We start from the raw sequence: 22181 nt of genomic DNA, 5'->3' as shown, positions 1-22181 counted from the left end.
TGGTTATAAAAAAATCAACGATTGTTTAAAAAAAGTATTACATCACAAATTTTTTAATATTTTAATAGCTGATATTTATCGCAATAATCAATATCAGCAACATTAAATCCCATACCATTCTATAAGTTAAATATAAATTTTCAATTATCAATATATATATTGACATATAAATCCATGTAATTCAAGATTTATATGTTACCTTTATTAAATATGTAAAAAAACAATAAAGTATCCATTCTGAATGTTTATAAACATACCAACGTTCTGAAAATTTTATATATATAATTCATGATACGTTGATATCTTAATGATTGTCATTAAAAGTATTATTTTTTATAAACATAATGGTTAAAAATTTTTGTGTTATACGTAACATTAATACCCATAAATATTATTTAAATTTTAACTGATAACAAAAAATTTTAACATTAACCTGCGTTTAAAACTTTTATTAATTCATATTTAAGAGCATCCATAGTATTTTATAAATTTAATTATCCATAAATTTTTGCGCTACTGTTAACATTCAAATTTTAAATCTATCAATGATAGTACAATAAATAATAAGATTATTATCTTTTTTCATATTACAACTACAAATTATTAAATATTTTTTATTTTTTTAAAAATATAATATATTAAAGTTGTTAATGGAAAATCACTTTGATACAATAGACATATATCTTAATATTATTTTATATTTTAAAGTAGATCTATTTATAATAATATTAAAAGAGTTTGTACATGTAATTAATGCACTTAAATTATATTACGTAGTATATATATAAACTATATGTCGAATATATATATATAAAATACATGAAGATAGATGTACGCTATAATTTAAATAGTTTAAGAAAACGTATAAACTTTAACATTATATATTACTGTATTATTTAATTATTTAGTGTGTAGCATAAATGATTTATATAACTTCTGTTGCTCAAGAGCATTTTACCAAGCTGTTAGCAAATAAAAAACAGGGCACTCAAATACGGATTTTTGTAATAAATCCGGGTACAGTTAATGCAGAATGCGGCGTTCGTTTTTGTCCACCAGAAAAATTTCAGCCCAATGACATTGTTATTAAATTTAAATGCTTTAATGTCCACATTGATAAATTATATATATCTTTTCTTGAAAACGCATGCATTGACGTTGCGATTAATAAACTAGGCGATCAACTTACTATTAAAGCTCCTAACGCTACTAAAGCGTACAACAACACAGAAGATAAAATGAGTAATAATACTCTGGAAGAACAAATAAGACATATATTGCAATTTAAAATTAATCCACAACTGGAAATGCATGGAGGAAGCGTATCTTTAATGCACGTTACTGAAGATTTATTAGCTGTTATTAAGTTCTATGGAGGTTGCAATGGTTGTGCAATGGCTCACCATACTATAAAAGAAGGAATCGAAACCACTTTGAAGAATCTTTTCCCAGAATTAAAAGGAGTACTAGATATTACTCAACATCAACATGGAATGCATTCTTATTATTAAATACTAGTTTCATATTGCAAGCATATAATACAGTAATTGTAAATTTACTTCATTCATTGTATTAAGTATATTTGTTTTTTAATAGTATGTAATTTACTATTTTATTTAATTTTCATATTACACACGGCATACGGCCTAATTTTTAAAATAAGTGGATTTATACCAATTGACGTATTATTCTTCGTAATGGTTCAGCTGCTCCCCATAGTAATTGATCACCCACGCTAAAAGCTGAAATGTATTTATTACTTACATTCAATTTACGTAACCGGCCAATAGGTATCTTTAGTGTTCCAGATACCATAACAGGAGTTAATCTTCCTAATGTTTGTACAATATCATTTGGTATTACTTCTACCCATTCATTATGAGATTGAAGTATTTCTTCTATTTCCATCAGACAAATATCTTTCTTAAGTTTTAAGACAAATGATTGACTATGACAACGTAATGAGCTAACACGTACACATAAACTATCCACTGTTATAATTTCAGAAGTATTGAGAATTTTGTTAGTTTCTGATTGGCCTTTCCATTCTTCTTGAGTTTGACCATCACACGCATCATTACCAATCCACGGAATGACACTACCTACTAAGGGAACTTTAAAACAATCTACTAATAAAGAATCAGTTTTACTAAATTTAGTAATCATATGTTCAATATCTAAAATAGCCATTACAGGAGATTTTAAAAAATCAATTACCAAATTGTACACTTGACCCATTTGTATCAATAACTCACGCATAGCACGTGCTCCATATCCAGAAGCTGCTTGATAGGTAGAGGAAAAAACCCATTCGATCAAATTGTGAGCAAATAGCCCACCTAAAGACATTAACATTAAACTTACAGTACAATTACCACCTACAAAAGTTTTAATGCCATTATTTATACTTTGTTCTATAAATACTTGATTCACAGGATCCAAAACAATAATCGCATCATCATTCATTCTTAAGAGCGAAGCGCTATCAATCCAATATCCTGTCCAACCAATTTTTCTTAGTTTTGGGTAAATAATTTTACTATATGAACTGCCCTGACATGTAACAATAATATCTAAAGAATGAAGAAGTTCAATATTATAAGCATCTTGTAAAAATAATTCTTGTACCCCTCGAATATTTGGCGCATCTTCTCCTACTTGAGATGTAGAAAGAAAAGTGGAATGAAAATAATCAAAATCATGTTCTTCTTGCATACGATTCATTAGCACTGAACCTACCATACCTCTCCAACCAACAAACCCAATATTTTTCATTATCAATCTCTCAATTATTATTAAGCACTGTGTATCAAAAATTATATGTATTCCGAGTATTATGAGATATTGAACATTTATTAAAAATATGTTGATATAATATAATATATTTATAACCAATATTTATAATTTACTTTATAAAAAGTGTAGTGTATACAAAATACACATAACTTCTAGGAAAATAATAATGAATGAAATGATATCAGCTACAGTTCTATTATTTTTAATTATGGATCCTATCGGAAATTTACCGATTTTTATGTCGATACTAAAAGACTTAGAACCAAAAAGACGTCAAATTATAATAATTCGAGAGATGATAATTGCTTTATTATTAATGTTAGGTTTTTTATTTGTTGGTGAACATATTTTAGTATTTCTTAATCTACATACAGAAACAGTTTCAATTTCTGGAGGTATTGTGTTGTTTTTAATTGCTATAAAAATGATATTTCCTTCAGAAGAAGGAAATAACACGGGATTATCAGATGGAGAAGAACCTTTTTTAGTGCCACTTGCTATCCCTTTAGTTGCAGGTCCTTCGATTTTAGCAACATTATTATTGTTATCTCATCAATATCCCCAGCAAATCAATTGTTTAATTTTGGCATTAATTATTGCTTGGGGATTATCCATGTTAATTTTAATGTTATCTAATATATTTTCTCGTCTATTAGGCAATAAAGGTATCAGCGCATTAGAGAGATTAATGGGTTTGTTGTTAGTAATGATTTCTACCCAAATGTTACTTGATGGAATGCACAGTTATTTATGTGCATGATATTAAAAAATTTATTATTTTTTATATAAATATATTTGAATATCTTAATTTTTAATAGTTTCCTATGCATCACACAACAACATTACATTTTTAAAAATTAAATAAAAAATTATAAATTTTTATTATTTATATTAAAATATAAAAAACACTTTCAGTGTAGTGAAGTACATAAAAAAAATAATAACCTTCATAGAAAATTATAATTTGTACTATCATTGATTTTTATATTAGTCTTTTGTTAATAACAATGATTCTTCAATAAATTTATTTGTTATCAAATTATATTTATAGATTAATTGTGAGTATTATAATTATTAATATTTATTATTAACAATATTTCAGATTAATTATGAAAAAAAATACATTGTAAATAGTGGGAAACGGCATCATATTTATTGCTACCAATAATTTCCAATAATGGAAGCGTATCTTTTAGACGTTGTTGAGCATTACTCATAATACACCCCTTTCCTGCCATCGACAACATTTCTTGATCGTTCATGCCATCACCAAATGAAATACAATCTTTAAGTTGACATCCTAATAATTTAGCCACTTTCTCTAAAGCGTGCCCTTTAGAAACCCCTTCTGGCATTACCTCAAGACATGTAGGAAGCGAAAAACTAACATTCACGCGATGCTCCCATCGCGTGTTTAATTCTTTTTCTAAACACAATAATCGCTGATAATTATTACTAGTAAAATATACTTTACAAATACCATCTAAAGGTAATGTATTCTTTTGATAAACATCAAAATTAGCTCCATTAGTCAGCCAACGTGGCTGTAATATTGACTTATTCATCAACAACTTATCATTATAAAAAACATTAGTAATAATCTGAGCATCATGATGTACTATATATAATAAGTCAGAAACAATGTCTGTGTCTAAATTATAAGAAGCAATTAATTTTCCATCAGAATTGTGTATTCTTGCTCCATTAGAAGTAATCATATAAGAGTCAATTTTCAAGTTTTCACGTATTTTCATGACGTTTATATGATGCCGACCAGTAGCAAAAACAAAATGAATATTTCGATTGGTTAATAATTGCAGAATTTTTTTAGTAAAAGATGTTAATCGGTAGTCTGGTGTTAGCAGAGTTCCATCTAAATCAGACGCAACGATGCGAAACATTTATTACCTCGCTTATTACTTTTATTAAAATACACGATAATAATTATTACACACCGATGATTATGACATGATTAATAAAAAAATCGATGTATCATAATAAATATTGTTTCTTACACTAATTTTTTGCATTATTTTTTATACTTCTATATAAAATGATTTTTTTATTCTATAAAAAAATTTTTATAACTATTTTTATAGATCAATTAAATATATTCACACATAAAAGACTCAAAATATTAAATTTATTTAATTTTTACTGTAATATTAAATTACAAAATATACAGAAAATATATTTTCAATATCTAAACTGTACTCGATTAGTATTTATTTAAAAAATTACATATTATAATATAATCAAATTATTAAATTTCATAGCCAATTTTTATATTTAAAATAAATATAAGGAGCAAGTCCTGCTAAAATCATTAAAATAATAGCGCTAGGATAACCAAACGACCATTGTAATTCCGGCATAAATTCAAAATTCATTCCGTAACTAGATGCTATTAAAGTTGGAGGCAAAAAAACAACTGAAAAAATTTTTATAATTCTATTTTGCTCAATATTAATAAAACCCATTGCTGACTGAGTTAAAACACTTACTTGGTGAAATACATATTCATTATGCGGTAATAACAATGTAATATCACTTAAAATATCATTAGCGTATTCTTGTTGTGCTACAGATAATTTTACTTTACGTATTAAAAATTTTATTGCTCTTTCAGTATCTAACAAATTAACACGAATTTTCCAACCTATATTCTCTAATATAGCTAAATCAGAAAGAGCATGATCATATTCATCTATTTGGTCTCCATTCATAATAACAGAACTTAAAGCTTCTAAAGTATTATAAATATGTTCTATCTTATTTGCTAAATCATCAAGCTTTACTTCAAACAAATTTAATAATAATTCATAAGGATTGCCATTAATTAACAAATGATTATGCAAGTATTGCTGATACCTACAGAACACTGGAAATTCTTCTTCACGTAAAGTAAAGAGACATCCATTATAAATGGTAAAAGATACAATGGAATTATTTATTTTTTTTTGGCCATCATATGAAAAGAAAAAAGAACGAATATGTAATCCATTTTTATCTCTAAAAAAACGTGCGATCTTGTTAATATTTTTTAATTCAAAAAATTTCATTTTTTGGTGTAGCAATACATTTTGTATAAAACTATATTCATCATCATTTGAATCTATTATATCAACCCAAATAATATCATTTAAAAATGATATTTTATCTTTCTCATCAACACGAAATAAATGATTATTTTTAAATTGGAATATATTATACATATACCATTGTTTCCTCAACGGATACAAACTAAAATATATTAGATCATAATAATTAAAATTAAATAATAATTGACTATTTTCAAGCCTATAATTTCATAAATACACATTACATAACAGAAAAAGTTATGACAACTGTCATTGAATATAAAACTGTCTATAATGATTCGAAATAATTCGTAGGTGTTTATCTATTTAATAATAAACATAATTTATTATAATGATTAACTACATACCCAATATGAGTTATTTTCTAATTACTATAAATGCAATTTGCATAAATTAGAACACACATATCATATGTAGAATGAAATGATCTTTAGCATTTTACATCTCTTTTTTTTAAAAACAATAATATATCTATATTATATAATAATCTAATGTAATTAGAGCAGTAACTACCTGAAAAATTAAAATAGCAATATAAGTTTATACAATAATCAGTACTAATTTCTGGTAAACAACATCAACATATTTCTAAACAATCTATTGGTAATTCATTAACAAACCTAGATGGCGATTGAACTACCCTCTCTTTTCCATAGATGTAACGAGTTTCTGAATAACTAATTGTTAATTTATGCATAGCACGTGTGATGCCAACATACATCAATCTACGCTCTTCTTCCAATAATGATTGACTAGTCAAAGAAATATAATTTGGAAAAATCCCCTCTTCTAATCCTATAATAAACACTTGAGAAAATTCTAATCCTTTTGCAGAATGCAGCGTCATTAATTGCACCGCATCCGAATATGCATCAGATGAGTGTCCTTCAAATTCTACAGATATATATGATAAAAACTGTTGTAATGGATTTATATTGATCGTTGATTCTAACGAATCATCATATTGCTTACTCATTGCTATTAACTCTTCAATATTTTGCATACGTTCACGATATGTTGGTGCTGATATATTTTTATCATATATACTCCGCAATCCAACCGACTTAATAATATAACAAATTTGTTCATGTAAGGACAATGTTGTAGTTAAAATTTGTTTTTTTAATGAATCTATTAAAGTAATAAATTTTTTTAAAGCAATAGCAGGCCCGCCTTTAATGATCTTTTTGTTTGAAACATATAAACTACTGTTCCACAAACTTAAATGATTTAAGTTAGCGTATGTGTTAATCATTTCTACAGTACTTTGACCAATCCCTCTATTAGGAGTATTAATTATTCTCATATAAGCAGTATCATTACTTTGATTGACTATAAATTTTAAATAAGCCAAAATATCCTTGATTTCTTTACGCTCAAAAAATTGCATCCCTCCATATATTTGATAAGGTATCTTTTTTTTTAATAACATTTCTTCTATCAAACGAGATTGAAAATTATTTCGATATAGAACCGCACACTTATTCAAGTCACCATGTCTTTCCCTCCAATTTACTAGATTATTTGCTACAAATAAAGCTTCATCTGCTACATTAACAGCACAATAAACGGAAATAGCATTCCCTTTATCTTCAAGTGTCCATAAATTTTTTTTTAAACGCATGTTATTTTTACAAATAAGAGCATTAGCAGCTTTCAAGATAGTACTAGTAGAACGATAATTCTGCTCTAATATAACAATCCGTACATGCGAAAAATCTTCTAAAAATCGTCTAAAGTTTTCTACTTGCGCTCCTCTCCAACCATAAATAGATTGATCATCATCCCCCACAATCATTAAATTATTATTATTTCCTGATAATAGCCGTAACCAAGCATATTGAACTTGATTAGTATCTTGAAATTCATCTACTAAAATATTAATAAATCTTTGTTGATAATAACGTAAAATATTTGGATAATTTAAACATAATATATATGCACGTTTTAATAATTCATTAAAATCTACCAATCCAGAACGATTACATATATCTTTATAAGACTGATAAATCTGACACCATACCATTTCTATTGCATCACGATTTATATTTATATTATGAGGAGGAATATCTGAAATTCTATTTTTTTTTATATTAATATAGTGCATAGCTCGATGTGCACTATATTTATTCTCATTTAAGTTAAGTGAACGTATTAACTGTTTCAAAAGTCGAATTTGATCGCCGTGATCGAGTATTTGAAAATCCTTTGGTAAATTTGCATCCACGTAATGAACACGTAACAAACGATTTGCTAATCCATGAAATGTACTAATCCATATATCATTTTTTTTTTGAATACCAATTAAAGATTGTACACGATCACGCATTACTGAAGCGGCTTTATTCGTAAAAGTAATCGCTATTATTGAGGATGGTGCATATTTTTTTACTAATTGTAACCAAACAATACGATTTACTAAAACTCGAGTTTTTCCACTACCAGCTCCAGATACCACCAATATATTTTTATCATTAGAGGTTACCGCCTCTTGTTGTTTATCATTCAATGTATCAAGCACACTATAAACATTCATAAAATATTACAATATATATATATAGTAAATGTTTATTATTGATACTTATCATCAACATAAATATCAACAATCATAACAAATATGTTAAGGATGTTAATTTTGAAATTTTCAAATGTGGTAATAATTTTGCATCAATTAAACAAAATTGACTTAAATTATTATATTGATTGATCCAACAAGCTTGCATTCCAGCATACATTGCTCCTCTCACATCTGTCTGCAAGTCATCTCCTACATGTAAAATATTTTTACAAGATATTCCAAAACGCTTGGAAGCTAAATAATACATATCCTTGTAAGGCTTAGCACGACCATTGATGCCAGCACGTAGTACATCTTGAAAATATTGTTGTAATCCACAAGAAATAAGATTTGCATTACCATTAGTAATTGCAATTAATGGCCATTTAGCACTTAATGCTGATAAGGTTTCATGAGTACTAAGAGGTACATCAATCTTATTACGCCAATATATAATAATTTCCATAGCAGAATCAGCACCTGATTGTGCTTCATTTTTAGTTAACCCTGCCCGTAATAAAGTGTCCTTCAAAGATCTCCAACGCCAATAATTTACATCATGATAAATATCTGGTTCCATCAATCGAAGTATTTTACGTGATTGATAATAATCTCTCATTCGAATTTTTGATAATGCGGGATGATACTGTTGTAAAAATAATACTGATTTCTCTTCAGCCTGATTCATGATAGGATAATTATTATATAACGTATTATCTAAATCTAAGGTTATAGCATGAAAAGGATTTAATACACGGTAAAAATACATAAATCACACCTATATTAATATATACATATAAATCTATTATATTATTTAATAATTATCTGTTTATAAATTAATATTTCCATCATACACATACGATGTTGATCCGATCATATATAACGGATTATTTGTACCTTTCCAAGTTACCAACAAAGTACCTCCAGGTAAATTTACATCCACTGATTCATACAATAACCCCTGCTGAATACCTACAGCGACCGCTGCGCAGGCAGCAGTTCCACAAGCTTTAGTTTCTCCTACACCGCGCTCATATACCCTTAATTGGATATTATTACGATTAACAATTTTCATAAAACTTACATTAACTCGTTCTGGAAAACAATGATGATCTTCTAATGCTGATCCTAATAAAGTAACGTGAGTGGTTTCTATTTTTTCTACTAAAATAATACAATGCGGATTACCCATAGATACTACACCACACAGTATTATTTGTGTAGGCAAAAATAAAATATAAATTTTTTGATATTGTGGTGTATAAAATGGAATAAGTTTCGGATCAAATATTGGTGATCCCATATTAACAGATATACGGTGATCAGCCATTATAGATAACACCATACGATGAGTACGAGTACTAATATGAATATTTCGTTTATTAGTCAATTTTTTAAAGTAAACAAATTTAGCAAAACAACGAATACCATTGCCGCATTGATTCACTTCTGTTCCATCCGCATTATAAATTCGACAATGAAAATCTATTTTTGGATCGTAAGGAGGTTCTACTATTAATAATTGATCAAATCCAATTCCATAATATCGATTCGATAAATATCTAATATCCTCAGAGGTAAGATGTATACTTTGTGTTACGCCATTTATAATTACAAAGTCATTACCCAAACCATTCATTTTTGTAAATTGCATATCTTCCTCATATAATATTAGAAAATAAAATTAGATACATATACTAATCTTTAAAAACCGTTTTAATATTCCATAAATTTAACTATTATGACTTTATTTTTATTTGAACATTTAAATACAATATAGTAATTATTAGTTATACTTAAAAAATAAAATAAATAGTAATTATTATTTACGTATTATAAAAATAAAAAATGTTTTTATTATGATAAAAAAATCTCTTGCTACGAATACAATAAAATCAATAATAGCCACATACATGTAGTCATGATAACATATTATAAGTTTAATATTGCATAACATTTATCTTCTTTTATTATTATTTCTGTTTTACAAAATTTTATTATCATAATCAACACATAATTAAAATTATCTTTTTCCGTTCATTAAATTATGATAAAATTTCTACATTTCATATTATCAATAAAAAGATGTATTTATTAAAGCTTATTAAAATCTATTTTTTTTAATAAGAATGCAGTGATTTTCATATAAAGAAGATCTGTTATAAATTATTTAAATACAACTGATGACGTTTTAAAATAGTAAATATTTACATATTATTTTCTAATAAATAATAAAATTATTTTATTTATATGAAAATACATTCATAATCTGTAATATTGTAGTTATTTGATTTGTTATTTTTTATTCTTAATCAATAATAAAAACATGGTTCAATACATAATTACATTAATTTTTATTAAAAATATAATAATACATAAAACATCCTTACTACTAAATATTTATAAAAATAAACATAATATAAAATATAAATCATAAAAAAATAAAATTAAAACATTCAAGTAATGATATGCTCCGATATTTTTATGATTTATGTATTAAACTACTTTTTAATATTAAATTGTTAAAATTTAAATATTATAGTTTTATATAATAAATTATATATAATTTACAAATTATTTTATATAAATATTTTAATCATAAAAACCATTACAAATCAATTCATTAGTACATATCTATTTATTTTTATAAAATTTTTATAATAGATATATTGATACGTAATTATACACAAAAATATTACAATTAATTAATGTTTATATATTACACGTTCTAGCTTAATGACAATGATGAAAACTAAAATTTTAAGAATTGCTACTCGAAAAAGCCGACTGGCTATTTGTCAGGCTCAATATGTTTATAACGAACTAAAACGTTACCATCCCACTATACAGATAGAACTAATGCCTCTTATAACAACAGGAGATAAATTTATAAATACTGATGCAAACAACAAAATTAAAAAAGGTTCATTTATTAAAGAATTAGAACATGCATTAGTAGATTCTCGTGCCGATATCGCTGTTCACTCTATGAAAGATATTACAGTTCCTTTACCAAAAGAATTAATTCTTCCAATTCTATGTAAACGCAATGACCCACGTGACGCTTTTGTTAGTTTAAAATATTCTAATATCAATGCATTACCTATTGGAAGTATAATAGGTACATCCAGTTTACGCAGACAATGTCAAATACGAGCACAGCGCCCAGATTTAATAATCAGCAATTTGCGAGGTAACATAGACACTAGATTAAAAAAATTACAATACGGACAATATGATGCAATAATTCTAGCTGTAGCCGGATTACAACGATTGAAGCTAAATAAATACATTCGTGCTCATATTGATCCATCTGATCTATTACCGGCTATGGGACAAGGCGCCATAGCCATTGAATGTCGTTTAGCTGACTCAGATATTTTATCATTATTATCACCTTTACATCATCAAGAAACTTCATTACGTGTTACAGCAGAACGTGCTGTTACTACTTATTTAGAAAGTTACTGTCAATTACCAATCGCTAGTTATGCTGAAATTGAAGATGATCAAATATGGTTACGAGCGCTTATTGGATTACCTGATGGCAGTAAAATTATTCGTACTGAAGGACGAGCACCTTTAAATCAAGCTGAAAAATTAGGCTTCATTCTTGCTGAAGATTTATTAATTAGATTTAAAAAGAACATATTTTAACAAAAAATTTATGAAATCAAACAAAATTTAATTCATCAACAATAATCATGAACATTTTAATCACTCGTCCATCTCCGTATGGAGAACAATTGGTAAATAAGTTGCTTTCTTTTGGCATATTCGCGTATCATCTACCATTAATTTATTTTTCTGCCGGAAAAACACTATCATCATTAGAACAACAATTAAATTTACTTTCTAAAGGAGATTTTTTATGTATTGTATCACAGCACGCAATTAAATATGCTCACCGTCAGTTACTCAATGTAGGAATATCTTGGCCTACTAAATTATCATATTATGCTATTGGATATACAACTAGTATCAAGATGTATAAGTTGTCAGGAATTTTAGTAAAATATCCCATAGGCCAAGCGAGTAGTGAAAATTTATTACGACTACCTGAATTAATGTATAGTGATGGAAAACGTGCTCTGATTTTAAGAGGTAATAATGGACGCACCATTCTAGACGATACTCTTGAAAAAAGAGGAGTATTAGTTTCATCCTGCGAATGTTATCGTAGACAACTGTTACAGTATAACGGGGAAGAAGAATCGCATAAATTATTAGAATTAAATATTACAACTGTAGTAGTTACCTCGGGAGAGATACTGAAACAACTATATTATTTAGTTCCTCAATTTTATCGTACATCTTGGTTAATACAATGTAAACTAGTAGTGGTAAGCCCACGTTTAGCTAAATTAGCTAAATATCTAGGCTGGAAAAATATCATTATAGCACAATCAGCACATAACGATGTACTCACTCATGTCTTAATCAAAAATTCATAACGTACAACAAAACAATCTGTTCACATAATTATTTTCATCTACACATAAATAGATACACATGAAAATTCTGTAAAATAATAGTATATAATCATTCTTATATGATGTATAAGAATCGGCGAGAGAGGATTTGAACCTCCGACCTCCTAGTCCCAAACCAGGAACGCTACCAAACTACGCCACTCGCCGATTCTTATACATCATATACAATCAACTTCCAATCATATATACCCTACTTAAAAATATATTACTCCAATATAACCAACAATTTACTACATAATAATTATGCTGAACCTTCCTATTGCGAAGGAAGGGGTTTGAACCCTCACGTCTTTATAAAGACACTAACCCCTGAAATCAGTGCGTCTGCCAATTCCGCCACCTTCGCTTTGTATCATCCTTATAATTCCTTATTTTAATAAAAATAATGGGTGATTGATGGGATTCGAACCCACGACTTCTGGAACCACAATCCAGAGCTCTACCGACTGAGCTACAATCACCATATCGATCAACTCTAATTGTTTGTTGTTTATATATAAGCATATGTAAAATAAATCCACTGCGTCCGACAGGATTTGAACCTGAAACCTTCACCTCCGGAGGGTACTGCTCTATCCAATTGAGCTACGGACGCTAATGTAGCGTATATATTTAATTTAGACCTATGTTAACCCCAAAATATGTTTAATTCATCACCAAATAATTGTTATTATATAAAAAAATACTAATTAAGTATCAGTAAAACAAACAATATACAATAATAATTCTTATAAAAATAAAAATTATTCAATAATATCATATGCTGTATCACTAACAACATATATAAAAAATAAAATGAAGATAATCGTCAACATTGATACATATAAATAGTGAATTAATTATTACTGACATATGAAGATACTAAAAACACTTAACTATATAATTTCTAAAATTATTTATATATTCAACTTATAAAAAATCAAAATAATTATATGATAAAAATCAGTGTATACTGATAGCATAAGGCAATACAATATAATACTAAAATAAATCAACAACGTTTCATCATATCAAAGAATTCATCATTAGTTTTAGTCATAGATAATTTGTTCATCATAAACTCCATTGCATCAATTTCACTCATTGGGTGAATAATTTTGCGTAAAATCCATATTTTTTGCAGTTCATCTTGAGTTGTTAATAATTCCTCTTTTCTAGTTCCAGATCGATTATAATCAATAGCTGGAAAAACACGCTTTTCAGCTATTTTTCTCGACAAATGTAATTCCATATTACCAGTACCTTTGAATTCTTCATAAATTACTTCATCCATTTTTGATCCAGTATCTATTAAAGCAGTAGCTATAATAGTTAAACTGCCTCCTTCTTCCATATTACGAGCAGCCCCAAAAAAACGTTTCGGACGATGCAAAGCATTTGCATCAACTCCTCCTGTTAACACTTTTCCAGATGAAGGCACAATAGTATTATAAGCTCTAGCCAATCGAGTAATAGAATCTAACAAAATAATAACATCTTTTTTATGTTCTACAAGTCGTTTAGCTTTTTCAATAACCATTTCAGATACTTGCACATGACGAGACGCTGGTTCATCAAAGGTAGATGCAATCACCTCTCCATGCACTAAACGTTGCATTTCGGTAACTTCTTCTGGACGTTCATCTATTAAAAGTACTATTAATACACAATCTGGATAATTATGACTAATACTTTGTGCAATATTTTGTAAAAGTATAGTTTTTCCAGCTTTAGGAGGCGCCACAATTAATCCGCGCTGACCACGCCCAATAGGTGATGCTAAATCCAACACTCTTGCGGTCAAATCTTCCGTAGAACCATTGCCTCGTTCCATACGCAATCGTGAATTAGCATGTAATGGAGTAAGATTTTCAAATAAAATCTTACTACGAGCATTTTCTGGTTTATCATAATTCACATCATTTACTTTAAGTAATGCAAAATAACGTTCACCTTCTTTTGGAGGTCTAATTTTACCAGAAATAGTATCTCCAGTACGTAAGTTAAAACGACGAATTTGACTAGGAGACACATAAATGTCATCTGGACCAGCAAGATAAGAACTATCACTAGACCTAAGAAATCCAAAACCATCCTGCAATATTTCTAAGACACCATCACCAAAAATATCTTCCCCAGTTTTAGCATGTTGTTTAAAAATAGCAAAAATAATATCTTGTTTACGCATACGTGCTAAATTTTCCAGACCCATGCCTTCTCCAAGATGCACTAACTCAGAGACTGGTATGTTTTTTAATTTTGTAAGATTCATAATTATGGATGCTTAAATTGGAATTATATATACTGTTGGCCTTACAGACATAAGGTGCATGTAAAACATAATGTTAATAATTTCCCTTACAATCAAACCTCAATAACTCATCCCATTTCCAATAACACTAAACATAGACCAACACAAAATTTTATTTATTATCGGATTACACAGAAACATAAACTTATAAAAAACCACCAATAATCTCATCGCGATATTAGAACACATCCATGTTAAACCTTCTCTAATTACAGTATATGATCATTGTTTTCACTATTATAATTATACTAATACATCCTGATTCCATTAAAATTAAATATTTGTAATTAATCATAAACGACACACAGTTATTCTACTGTAATCGAAAAGAAACGTCTACTAACATATTAAATATTTTTAAAAATTACAAAATTTTAAAAAAATCACAACTTATCTATACATCTTTAAAAATTCCTGTAATTTTTGTTTGGATAATAATCCTACTTTAGTAGACAACACCGTTCCATGACGAATTAACAACAAAGTTGGAATACTCCGAATTCCATAATTTTTAGTAGTTACTGGATTTTCATCTATATTTAATTTTGCTACTTTTAATATATCATCAAATTCAACCGCTATATCTTCTAAAATAGGTATCATCACCTTACAAGGATTACACCATTCGGCCCAAAAATCAACTAAAAATAACTTACTTTCTTGATTGACAGAATTGAGCACTATTTCTTTAAAATTAGAATCTGTCAGCTGTACAATAATTCTACTCATTTATACTCCTTATAATTTATTTGCTACTAATCATTATATATTGATTATTATTATTTTTATTCGTTGTGTATATAGACTAGACTACTAATCAAAGTGATTCACATAACTAATTATACAATATAATTTTTACCTTTTTTATTTCAAAAAATATTTGCATTATTCAATCCATCATCCAAATAACCCTCTCTAATAACAAGGGTACTGTAGTAGCAAATAATCATAATTCTTTTTGTATATGTTGATAATTAGAAAACGATAAACTTTTCATATTTTGCATATAATTTCTCAATTTAATTCCAACTTTTTCTATTGCATGATTTCTAATCATATCATTGGTGTTACGCAAAGTAATATTGTCTATCTTAATATTTTTAAATGATATACCTAAATCCCCTTCCTTTAAATTAGATACTATAGTGTTTTTTAACAAAGACACTACTGTGTTACAAAACAAATAATTACCATATTCTGCGGTATCAGAAATAACCATATTCATTTCGTATAATTTTTTACGAGCTATAGTATTTGTAATCAAAGGCAATTCATGTAATGATTCGTAATATGCTGATTCTGGCGCTATTCCAGCTTTTATCATTGTATCAAAAGATAGCTCCACACCTGCTTTTATTATAGCAACCATTAATGTCCCATTATCAAAATATGTTTGCTCCATAATCTCCTGTTGACAATTTGGTACTCTTTCTAATAAAAGTTGACCTGTTTCCTTGCGCCAAGCAAGCAATTTAGCATCATTGTTTTTCCAATCCAAAATCATTTCCTCAGAAAATGTTCCATTCAGTATATCTTCCATGTGTTTTTCAAAAACTGGCTTCAATATATTTTTTAATTGCTCAGATAATACAAAAGCACGTATTTTAGCAGCATTTGATAATCGATCCATCATTAATGTAATACCTCCTTGCTTTAATGATTCAGTTATAACTTCCCAACCATACTGAATAAACTTCCCTGCATATCCAGAATCAATGCCATTACTAATCATGTAATCAAAACAAATAATTGATCCGGCTTGTAACATTCCACATAAAATAGTTTGCTCCCCCATAAGATCTGATTTCACCTCTGCTACAAATGAAGATTCTAATACTCCAGCACGATGACTACCAAGAGCAAATGCCCACGATTTTGCTACGGACATACCTATATTATAGGTATTATTTTCTTTGTGTACGGCAATCAAAGCAGGTACTCCAAATCCTCTCTGGTATTCCTGACGTACCTCTGTACCAGGACATTTTGGAGCGACCATTATAACAGTAATATCTTTGCGAATTTTTTCTCCAACCTCTACAATATGAAATCCATGTGAATAACCTAATATAGATCCATGTTTCATCAAAGGTTCTATTTGCTGTACTACTGACGTATGATATTTATCTGGAGTTAAATTAATCACAACATCTGACTTTGGAATAATTTCATCGTACGTTCCGACAGGAAACTCATTTCGTATTGCTCTTATCCAAGACTCCTTTTGGTTAATAATAGATTCACGGCGCAAAACATATGAAACATCTACGCCTGAATCCCTCATATTTAAACCTTGATTTAAACCTTGAGATCCACAGCCTATTATTGCCACTTTTTTAGATAATAATGCCTGAATTCCATTGGAAAATTCATTATGAGCCATAAACCGACATTTTCCTAAATGCTTTAATTTTTGTATAAAAGTCAATGTATTAAAATAATTAGCCATAAAATATCTCTTTTAAATAAAGTTAAAAACAATTTCATAATTTTTAGAAAAAATATTCTTATTAATTTAAAAATACTTCAAATACCGGATTAGTTGTAACATCATGCCATTCATATCCTAATTTAGATAGATACTGTTCAAATTCCGATTTTTTTTGGTTATATAATTCAAATCCAGCTAAAACACGTCCATAATCAGTACCATGATTGCGATAATGGAATAAAGAAATATTCCAATTAGCACCTAAAGTATGAAGAAATTTTAGTAACGCTCCCGGAGCCTCTGGAAACTCAAAACTAAAAATCCGCTCTTGTAAAGGCTGGAATAAACGTGCTCCCACCATGTATCTAACATGTAATTTTGCCATTTCATCATCAGATAAATCTACAACATGAAACCCATGATCAAGTATTTCTCGTACTATCATTTTTCTTTCAGAACGTCCGTGTTTCAAACGTATACCAATAAAAATACAAACATTTTTAGAACCATTATACCGATAATTAAATTCTGTCACTGATCTATTACCTAATATTTTATAGAACTCTAAAAAACTACCTTTTTTTTCCGGAATGGTAATTGCCATTAACGCTTCTCGTTGTTCTCCTAGTTCACAACGTTCTGAAATATAACGCAATTCATGAAAATTTATATTAGCACCCGAAAGTACATGAGCCAATCTTTCACCACGGATGGCATATTTTTGAATATATTTCTTCATTCCAGCTAATGCTAAAGCACCTGAAGGTTCAGCGATAGCACGTACATCTTCAAATAAATCTTTTATTGCGGAGCAAATAGCGTCATTATCTACTGTAATCACATCATCCAAATATTCTTGGCATAAACGAAATGTTTCGTCTCCAACGCATCGTACAGCTACTCCTTCAGCAAATAAACCTACTTTATGCAACCATACTGGCATCCCTGCTGACAATGCAGCACATAAAGAAGCAGATTCTGATGACTCAACGCCTATAACTTTTATTTGAGGCATAAGATGTTTAATTAACACAGAAACACCTGCAGCTAAACCACCTCCTCCTACTGGCACAAAAATACGATCTAAATGAGCATCCTGTTGTAATAATTCCATTGCTAATGTTCCTTGGCCTGCAATCACTGTTGGATGATCAAACGGAGGAATAAACGTTAACCTATGTTTATCAGCTAAATACATAGCTTTAACCTTAGCTTCATCAAAATTAGATCCACATAACAGTGGTTTTCCTCCAAAACTACGTACTGCGTCTATTTTTATATCAGCAGTATTTGTAGGCATTACAATCAAAGATGCGATTCCTAGATGAGTGGCAGAAAAAGCTACACCTTGAGCGTGATTACCTGCTGAAGCCGTAACAACCCCAGAAGATTTTTGTGTTTCATTAAGACTTGAAATCATAGCATACGCCCCACGTAGTTTAAAACTATGTACTGGCTGTCTATCTTCACGTTTGACTAATATTGTATTTTCAAGACGTTGGGATAGTTTATTCATAATTTGCAATGGAGTTATTTGCACTACTTCATATACATGAGAACGCAAGGCAATACACAAATATTCTGCAGGACATGGCTTATGATAAAAAGAACGCAATTTTTTCATCTAGTATATATTACCCTAATAATTTAGATATATCACGAACTGCTCCCTTATCTGCACTTGTTACCAAATGCGCATATGCTTTCAAAGAAGTGGATACGTTTCTATTTCTATTTTTTGGGGTCCATGCTTTAGTGCCTCGAGCAACTTCTGCTGCATACCTTATTTTCAGTATATGTTCAGATACTTCTAAGATAATACTACGTGCATTAATATCAATATTAATTATATCTCCATCATGTACTAATCCTATCAATCCTTTATTAGCGGCTTCAGGAGATATATGACCAATAGATAACCCTGATGTCCCCCCTGAAAATCTACCATCTGTAATTAAAGCACAACATAACTCCAAACTCACAGATTTTAGAAAAGATGTTGGATACAGCATTTCTTGCATACCTGGTCCACCTTTTGGGCCTTCATATCGAATGACAATGATGTCTCCAGGACGTACATTTCCTGTTAAAATTGCTTGAACAGATTCTTCTTGACTCTCATAAACTTTAGCCGGTCCGCTAAATTTTTGAAGGTTTAAGTGTACTCCGGCTGTTTTTACAAGACAACCATCTATAGCAAGATTTCCGTACAAAACCGCTAATCCCCCATCTTGACTATATGCGTATTCACGAGAACGAATACAACCAGAACATCGATCTACATCTAATGATATCCATCTGTTGTTCTGAGTAAATGCCTGTACAGTGCGTATTCCTGCTGGAGCTGCAGAATACATATTTTTTGATTCTAAATTATCGCATGAAATAATATCATAGTGTGACAACGTTTCTAATAAAGATTGATTTAACACGTTACGTGTATTGCCATGTAATAAACCACAACGATATAGTTCCCCAAGCACACCCATTACTCCCCCAGCGCGATGAAAATCTTCCATATGATATCTTTTAGTATTTGGAGCTACCTTACACAAATGTGGTACTTTTCGAGATAATCTATCAATATCTTCCATAGTAAAATCTATCTTTCCTTCCTGAGCAGCTGCCAGTAAATGCAATACAGTATTAGTAGAACCACCCATTGCAATATCTAACATCATTGCATTTTCAAAAGCAAATTTATTAGCTATATTACGCGGTAAAATAGAAAAATTATTCTCTTCATAATAAGATTTAGCCAAATACACAATATATTTACCGGCATTTAAAAATAATTTTTTACGATCACCATGAGTAGCCAACAACGACCCATTACCCGGTTGAGCTAATCCTAACGCTTCAGTTAAACAATTCATAGAATTTGCAGTAAACATTCCTGAACAGGATCCACATGTAGGACACGCTGATTTTTCAATATTTTCTTTATCAACATCAGATATATTAGGATTTTCGGAAGAAATAATTGCATCAACTAGATTTAATTTAACATTTTGATTAGATAACATTATTGTTCCAGATTCCATTGGGCCACCGGATATAAAGATAGCTGGAATATTTAAGCGTAATGCTGCCATTAACATTCCAGGTGTTATTTTATCGCAATTAGAAATACATACCATAGCATCAACACAATGAGCATTAATCATATACTCTACGGAATCAGCAATAAGATCCCTAGATGGCAATGAATATAGCATACCACTATGGCCCATGGCGATACCATCATCTATTGCAATAGTATTAAATTCTTTCGCAACTCCTCCATGAACATTAATTTGTTCAGCGACCAATGTACCTACATTTCGTAAATGTATATGACCAGGAACAAATTGAGTAAATGAATTAACCACAGCAATAATCATTTTATCAAAATCTTCAGTAGTCATACCTGTAGCACGCCATAATGCTCGAGCCCCAGCCATATTACGACCACGTGTAGTAGTAGTAGAACGATATTGAGGCATATTTAAACTCCTCCATCCAGTATTCTATTATTATATATGTTATATCGAATGTTCGATTCTTTAAGAATTAAAATGCGTAATATTAATCAATATTTTTGTAAACTGGATCCAGCCAATCCCATTGATCTACAGTGACCCCAGTAAATAAATCAAAAAACAAACACTGTAATTTTTTAGTAACAGGTCCACATGTACCAGTACCCACTTGAATTCCATCTACACTACGTACTGGGGTAATTTCAGCAGCAGTACCAGACATAAATATTTCATCAGCTACATACAAAGATTCACGAGATAAAATTTGCTCCTGCACTTCTAAACCAATGTTTGATGCTAATTTAATAATAGCATCACGTGTGATTCCAGGTAAAATAGAAGAAGCACATGGTGGCGTTAAAATAATGTTATTCTTAACCTCAAATAAATTTTCACCAGCACCTTCAGAAATATAACCGTATATGTCTAATCCTATTCCTTCCTGATAGCCATGCCGATGGGCTTCATTACTAATTAACATGGATGATAAATAGTTCCCTCCGGCTTTAGCTGAGCTTAAAAGGGTATTTGCCGGAATCCTATTCCAAGAAGATACCATAATGTCGATTCCTTTTTTTAAAGCATCCTTTCCTAAATAAGACGACCAAGAAAAAGCCGCTATAGCAACATCAGTTGTATATCCAGGAGTTGGATTAATTTGTAATCCTACATTTCCAATAAACACTATAGGCCGAATATATGCATCGATTAAATTATTATTACAAATAACAACTCTACAAGCATGCATTAAATCATCAATACTCCAGGAAATAGGCATACGATACATTTTTGCAGAGTTACATAATCTTTGTATATGTGCGCGATGACGAAATATCACCGGACCTTTATAAGAATTATAACATCTCATGCCTTCAAATATTGACGATCCGTAATGCAAAGAATGCGACATTACATGCACTGTAGCTTCCTTCCATGGTATAACATCTCCGTTCAACCAAATAAAATTTGCTGTATTCATCTGATCTCGCCTC

At 29.4% G+C, this 22181-nt stretch carries 16 protein-coding genes and 4 tRNA genes; 4 read left to right on the top strand and 16 right to left on the bottom strand.

Going from position 1 to position 22181, the window contains the following annotated elements; all coding sequences use genetic code 11:
- Positions 1-920: 920 nt before the first annotated feature.
- On the top strand, positions 921-1511 hold the full coding sequence (locus tag GN161_RS02055; RefSeq protein WP_159715080.1) for an NfuA family Fe-S biogenesis protein: 591 nt from the start codon (positions 921-923) through the stop codon (positions 1509-1511).
- Between the two features lie 157 nt (positions 1512-1668).
- Here GN161_RS02055 and asd read toward each other — a convergent pair whose 3' ends face one another.
- Positions 1669-2775, bottom strand: coding sequence for an aspartate-semialdehyde dehydrogenase (gene asd, locus GN161_RS02050; protein ID WP_159715078.1), 1107 nt, complete (start codon positions 2773-2775; stop codon positions 1669-1671).
- A gap of 187 nt (positions 2776-2962) precedes the next feature.
- On the opposite strand from asd, the gene GN161_RS02045 reads away from it, so the two are divergent.
- Entirely contained in the window at positions 2963-3556 is a 594-nt protein-coding gene (locus GN161_RS02045) for a YhgN family NAAT transporter (RefSeq protein WP_159715076.1), read from the top strand.
- A gap of 343 nt (positions 3557-3899) precedes the next feature.
- Here GN161_RS02045 and yigL read toward each other — a convergent pair whose 3' ends face one another.
- The 5 genes from yigL to dapF form a co-directional block, all read right to left on the bottom strand.
- Positions 3900-4697: a sugar/pyridoxal phosphate phosphatase YigL gene (yigL, locus tag GN161_RS02040; protein ID WP_159715074.1), complete on the bottom strand. Its 798-nt coding sequence runs from the start codon at positions 4695-4697 to the stop codon at positions 3900-3902.
- Positions 4698-5066: 369 nt separating this feature from the next.
- Positions 5067-6011 carry a magnesium/cobalt transporter CorA gene (gene corA, locus GN161_RS02035; protein ID WP_159715072.1) on the bottom strand — a complete coding sequence of 315 codons (945 nt, stop codon included), beginning with the start codon at positions 6009-6011 and terminating at the stop codon, positions 5067-5069.
- A gap of 463 nt (positions 6012-6474) precedes the next feature.
- On the bottom strand, positions 6475-8433 hold the full coding sequence (locus tag GN161_RS02030) for a UvrD-helicase domain-containing protein (RefSeq protein ID WP_159715070.1): 1959 nt from the start codon (positions 8431-8433) through the stop codon (positions 6475-6477).
- Between the two features lie 70 nt (positions 8434-8503).
- On the bottom strand, positions 8504-9223 hold the full coding sequence (yigB, locus tag GN161_RS02025; protein WP_159715068.1) for a 5-amino-6-(5-phospho-D-ribitylamino)uracil phosphatase YigB: 720 nt from the start codon (positions 9221-9223) through the stop codon (positions 8504-8506).
- Positions 9224-9283: 60 nt separating this feature from the next.
- The gene (gene dapF, locus GN161_RS02020; RefSeq protein WP_159715066.1) at positions 9284-10108 is read right to left on the bottom strand and encodes a diaminopimelate epimerase; all 825 of its coding nucleotides are present in this window, start codon (positions 10106-10108) and stop codon (positions 9284-9286) included.
- A gap of 1091 nt (positions 10109-11199) precedes the next feature.
- Between dapF and hemC the strand changes: the two genes are divergently transcribed.
- Both hemC and hemD read left to right on the top strand, forming a co-directional pair.
- Positions 11200-12111 (top strand): hydroxymethylbilane synthase, encoded by a 912-nt coding sequence (gene hemC, locus GN161_RS02015; protein WP_159715548.1) that lies wholly within the window; start codon positions 11200-11202, stop codon positions 12109-12111.
- 47 nt (positions 12112-12158) lie between these two features.
- Positions 12159-12908 carry a uroporphyrinogen-III synthase gene (hemD, locus tag GN161_RS02010; RefSeq protein WP_159715064.1) on the top strand — a complete coding sequence of 250 codons (750 nt, stop codon included), beginning with the start codon at positions 12159-12161 and terminating at the stop codon, positions 12906-12908.
- A 112-nt stretch (positions 12909-13020) separates the two neighbouring features.
- Here hemD and GN161_RS02005 read toward each other — a convergent pair.
- The 10 genes from GN161_RS02005 to GN161_RS01960 form a co-directional block, all read right to left on the bottom strand.
- Positions 13021-13094, bottom strand: a tRNA-Pro gene (locus tag GN161_RS02005).
- Between the two features lie 113 nt (positions 13095-13207).
- Positions 13208-13293, bottom strand: a tRNA-Leu gene (locus GN161_RS02000).
- Between the two features lie 42 nt (positions 13294-13335).
- Positions 13336-13408 (bottom strand) — tRNA-His (locus GN161_RS01995).
- 60 nt (positions 13409-13468) lie between these two features.
- Positions 13469-13542 (bottom strand) — tRNA-Arg (locus GN161_RS01990).
- A 396-nt stretch (positions 13543-13938) separates the two neighbouring features.
- Entirely contained in the window at positions 13939-15198 is a 1260-nt protein-coding gene (gene rho, locus GN161_RS01985) for a transcription termination factor Rho (RefSeq protein WP_159715062.1), read from the bottom strand.
- Positions 15199-15627: 429 nt separating this feature from the next.
- Positions 15628-15966 (bottom strand): thioredoxin, encoded by a 339-nt coding sequence (trxA, locus tag GN161_RS01980; RefSeq protein ID WP_159715060.1) that lies wholly within the window; start codon positions 15964-15966, stop codon positions 15628-15630.
- A 217-nt stretch (positions 15967-16183) separates the two neighbouring features.
- Positions 16184-17686, bottom strand: a complete 1503-nt coding sequence (ilvC, locus tag GN161_RS01975) for a ketol-acid reductoisomerase (protein ID WP_159715056.1) — start codon at positions 17684-17686, stop codon at positions 16184-16186.
- Between the two features lie 61 nt (positions 17687-17747).
- Entirely contained in the window at positions 17748-19292 is a 1545-nt protein-coding gene (gene ilvA / locus GN161_RS01970; protein WP_159715054.1) for a threonine ammonia-lyase, biosynthetic, read from the bottom strand.
- A 10-nt stretch (positions 19293-19302) separates the two neighbouring features.
- Positions 19303-21153 carry a dihydroxy-acid dehydratase gene (gene ilvD / locus GN161_RS01965; protein ID WP_159715052.1) on the bottom strand — a complete coding sequence of 617 codons (1851 nt, stop codon included), beginning with the start codon at positions 21151-21153 and terminating at the stop codon, positions 19303-19305.
- Between the two features lie 82 nt (positions 21154-21235).
- The gene (locus tag GN161_RS01960) at positions 21236-22168 is read right to left on the bottom strand and encodes a branched-chain amino acid transaminase (RefSeq protein ID WP_159715050.1); all 933 of its coding nucleotides are present in this window, start codon (positions 22166-22168) and stop codon (positions 21236-21238) included.
- Positions 22169-22181: the final 13 nt, after the last annotated feature.

Origin of the sequence: Blochmannia endosymbiont of Camponotus nipponensis (genome assembly GCF_009827135.1) — a bacterium.
Taxonomy (GTDB): Bacteria; Pseudomonadota; Gammaproteobacteria; order Enterobacterales; family Enterobacteriaceae; genus Blochmanniella.
Note: the sequence above shows the minus strand (reverse complement) of the source record. Positions and strands in the feature narration are given on the sequence as shown.

Excerpts from the sequence above, each read along its gene's own strand:
- yigB (WP_159715068.1), bottom strand. The coding sequence starts at position 9,223 with ATGTATTTTTACCGTGTATTAAATCCTTTTCATGCTATAACCTTAGAT.
- asd (WP_159715078.1), bottom strand. The coding sequence starts at position 2,775 with ATGAAAAATATTGGGTTTGTTGGTTGGAGAGGTATGGTAGGTTCAGTG.
- ilvC (WP_159715056.1), bottom strand. The coding sequence starts at position 17,686 with ATGGCTAATTATTTTAATACATTGACTTTTATACAAAAATTAAAGCAT.
- yigL (WP_159715074.1), bottom strand. The coding sequence starts at position 4,697 with ATGTTTCGCATCGTTGCGTCTGATTTAGATGGAACTCTGCTAACACCA.
- dapF (WP_159715066.1), bottom strand. The coding sequence starts at position 10,108 with ATGCAATTTACAAAAATGAATGGTTTGGGTAATGACTTTGTAATTATA.
- hemC (WP_159715548.1), top strand. The coding sequence starts at position 11,200 with ATGAAAACTAAAATTTTAAGAATTGCTACTCGAAAAAGCCGACTGGCT.
- trxA (WP_159715060.1), bottom strand. The coding sequence starts at position 15,966 with ATGAGTAGAATTATTGTACAGCTGACAGATTCTAATTTTAAAGAAATA.
- GN161_RS02045 (WP_159715076.1), top strand. The coding sequence starts at position 2,963 with ATGAATGAAATGATATCAGCTACAGTTCTATTATTTTTAATTATGGAT.
- GN161_RS02030 (WP_159715070.1), bottom strand. The coding sequence starts at position 8,433 with ATGAATGTTTATAGTGTGCTTGATACATTGAATGATAAACAACAAGAG.
- GN161_RS01960 (WP_159715050.1), bottom strand. The coding sequence starts at position 22,168 with ATGAATACAGCAAATTTTATTTGGTTGAACGGAGATGTTATACCATGG.
- GN161_RS02055 (WP_159715080.1), top strand. The coding sequence starts at position 921 with ATGATTTATATAACTTCTGTTGCTCAAGAGCATTTTACCAAGCTGTTA.
- rho (WP_159715062.1), bottom strand. The coding sequence starts at position 15,198 with ATGAATCTTACAAAATTAAAAAACATACCAGTCTCTGAGTTAGTGCAT.
- hemD (WP_159715064.1), top strand. The coding sequence starts at position 12,159 with ATGAACATTTTAATCACTCGTCCATCTCCGTATGGAGAACAATTGGTA.
- ilvD (WP_159715052.1), bottom strand. The coding sequence starts at position 21,153 with ATGCCTCAATATCGTTCTACTACTACTACACGTGGTCGTAATATGGCT.
- corA (WP_159715072.1), bottom strand. The coding sequence starts at position 6,011 with ATGTATAATATATTCCAATTTAAAAATAATCATTTATTTCGTGTTGAT.
- ilvA (WP_159715054.1), bottom strand. The coding sequence starts at position 19,292 with ATGAAAAAATTGCGTTCTTTTTATCATAAGCCATGTCCTGCAGAATAT.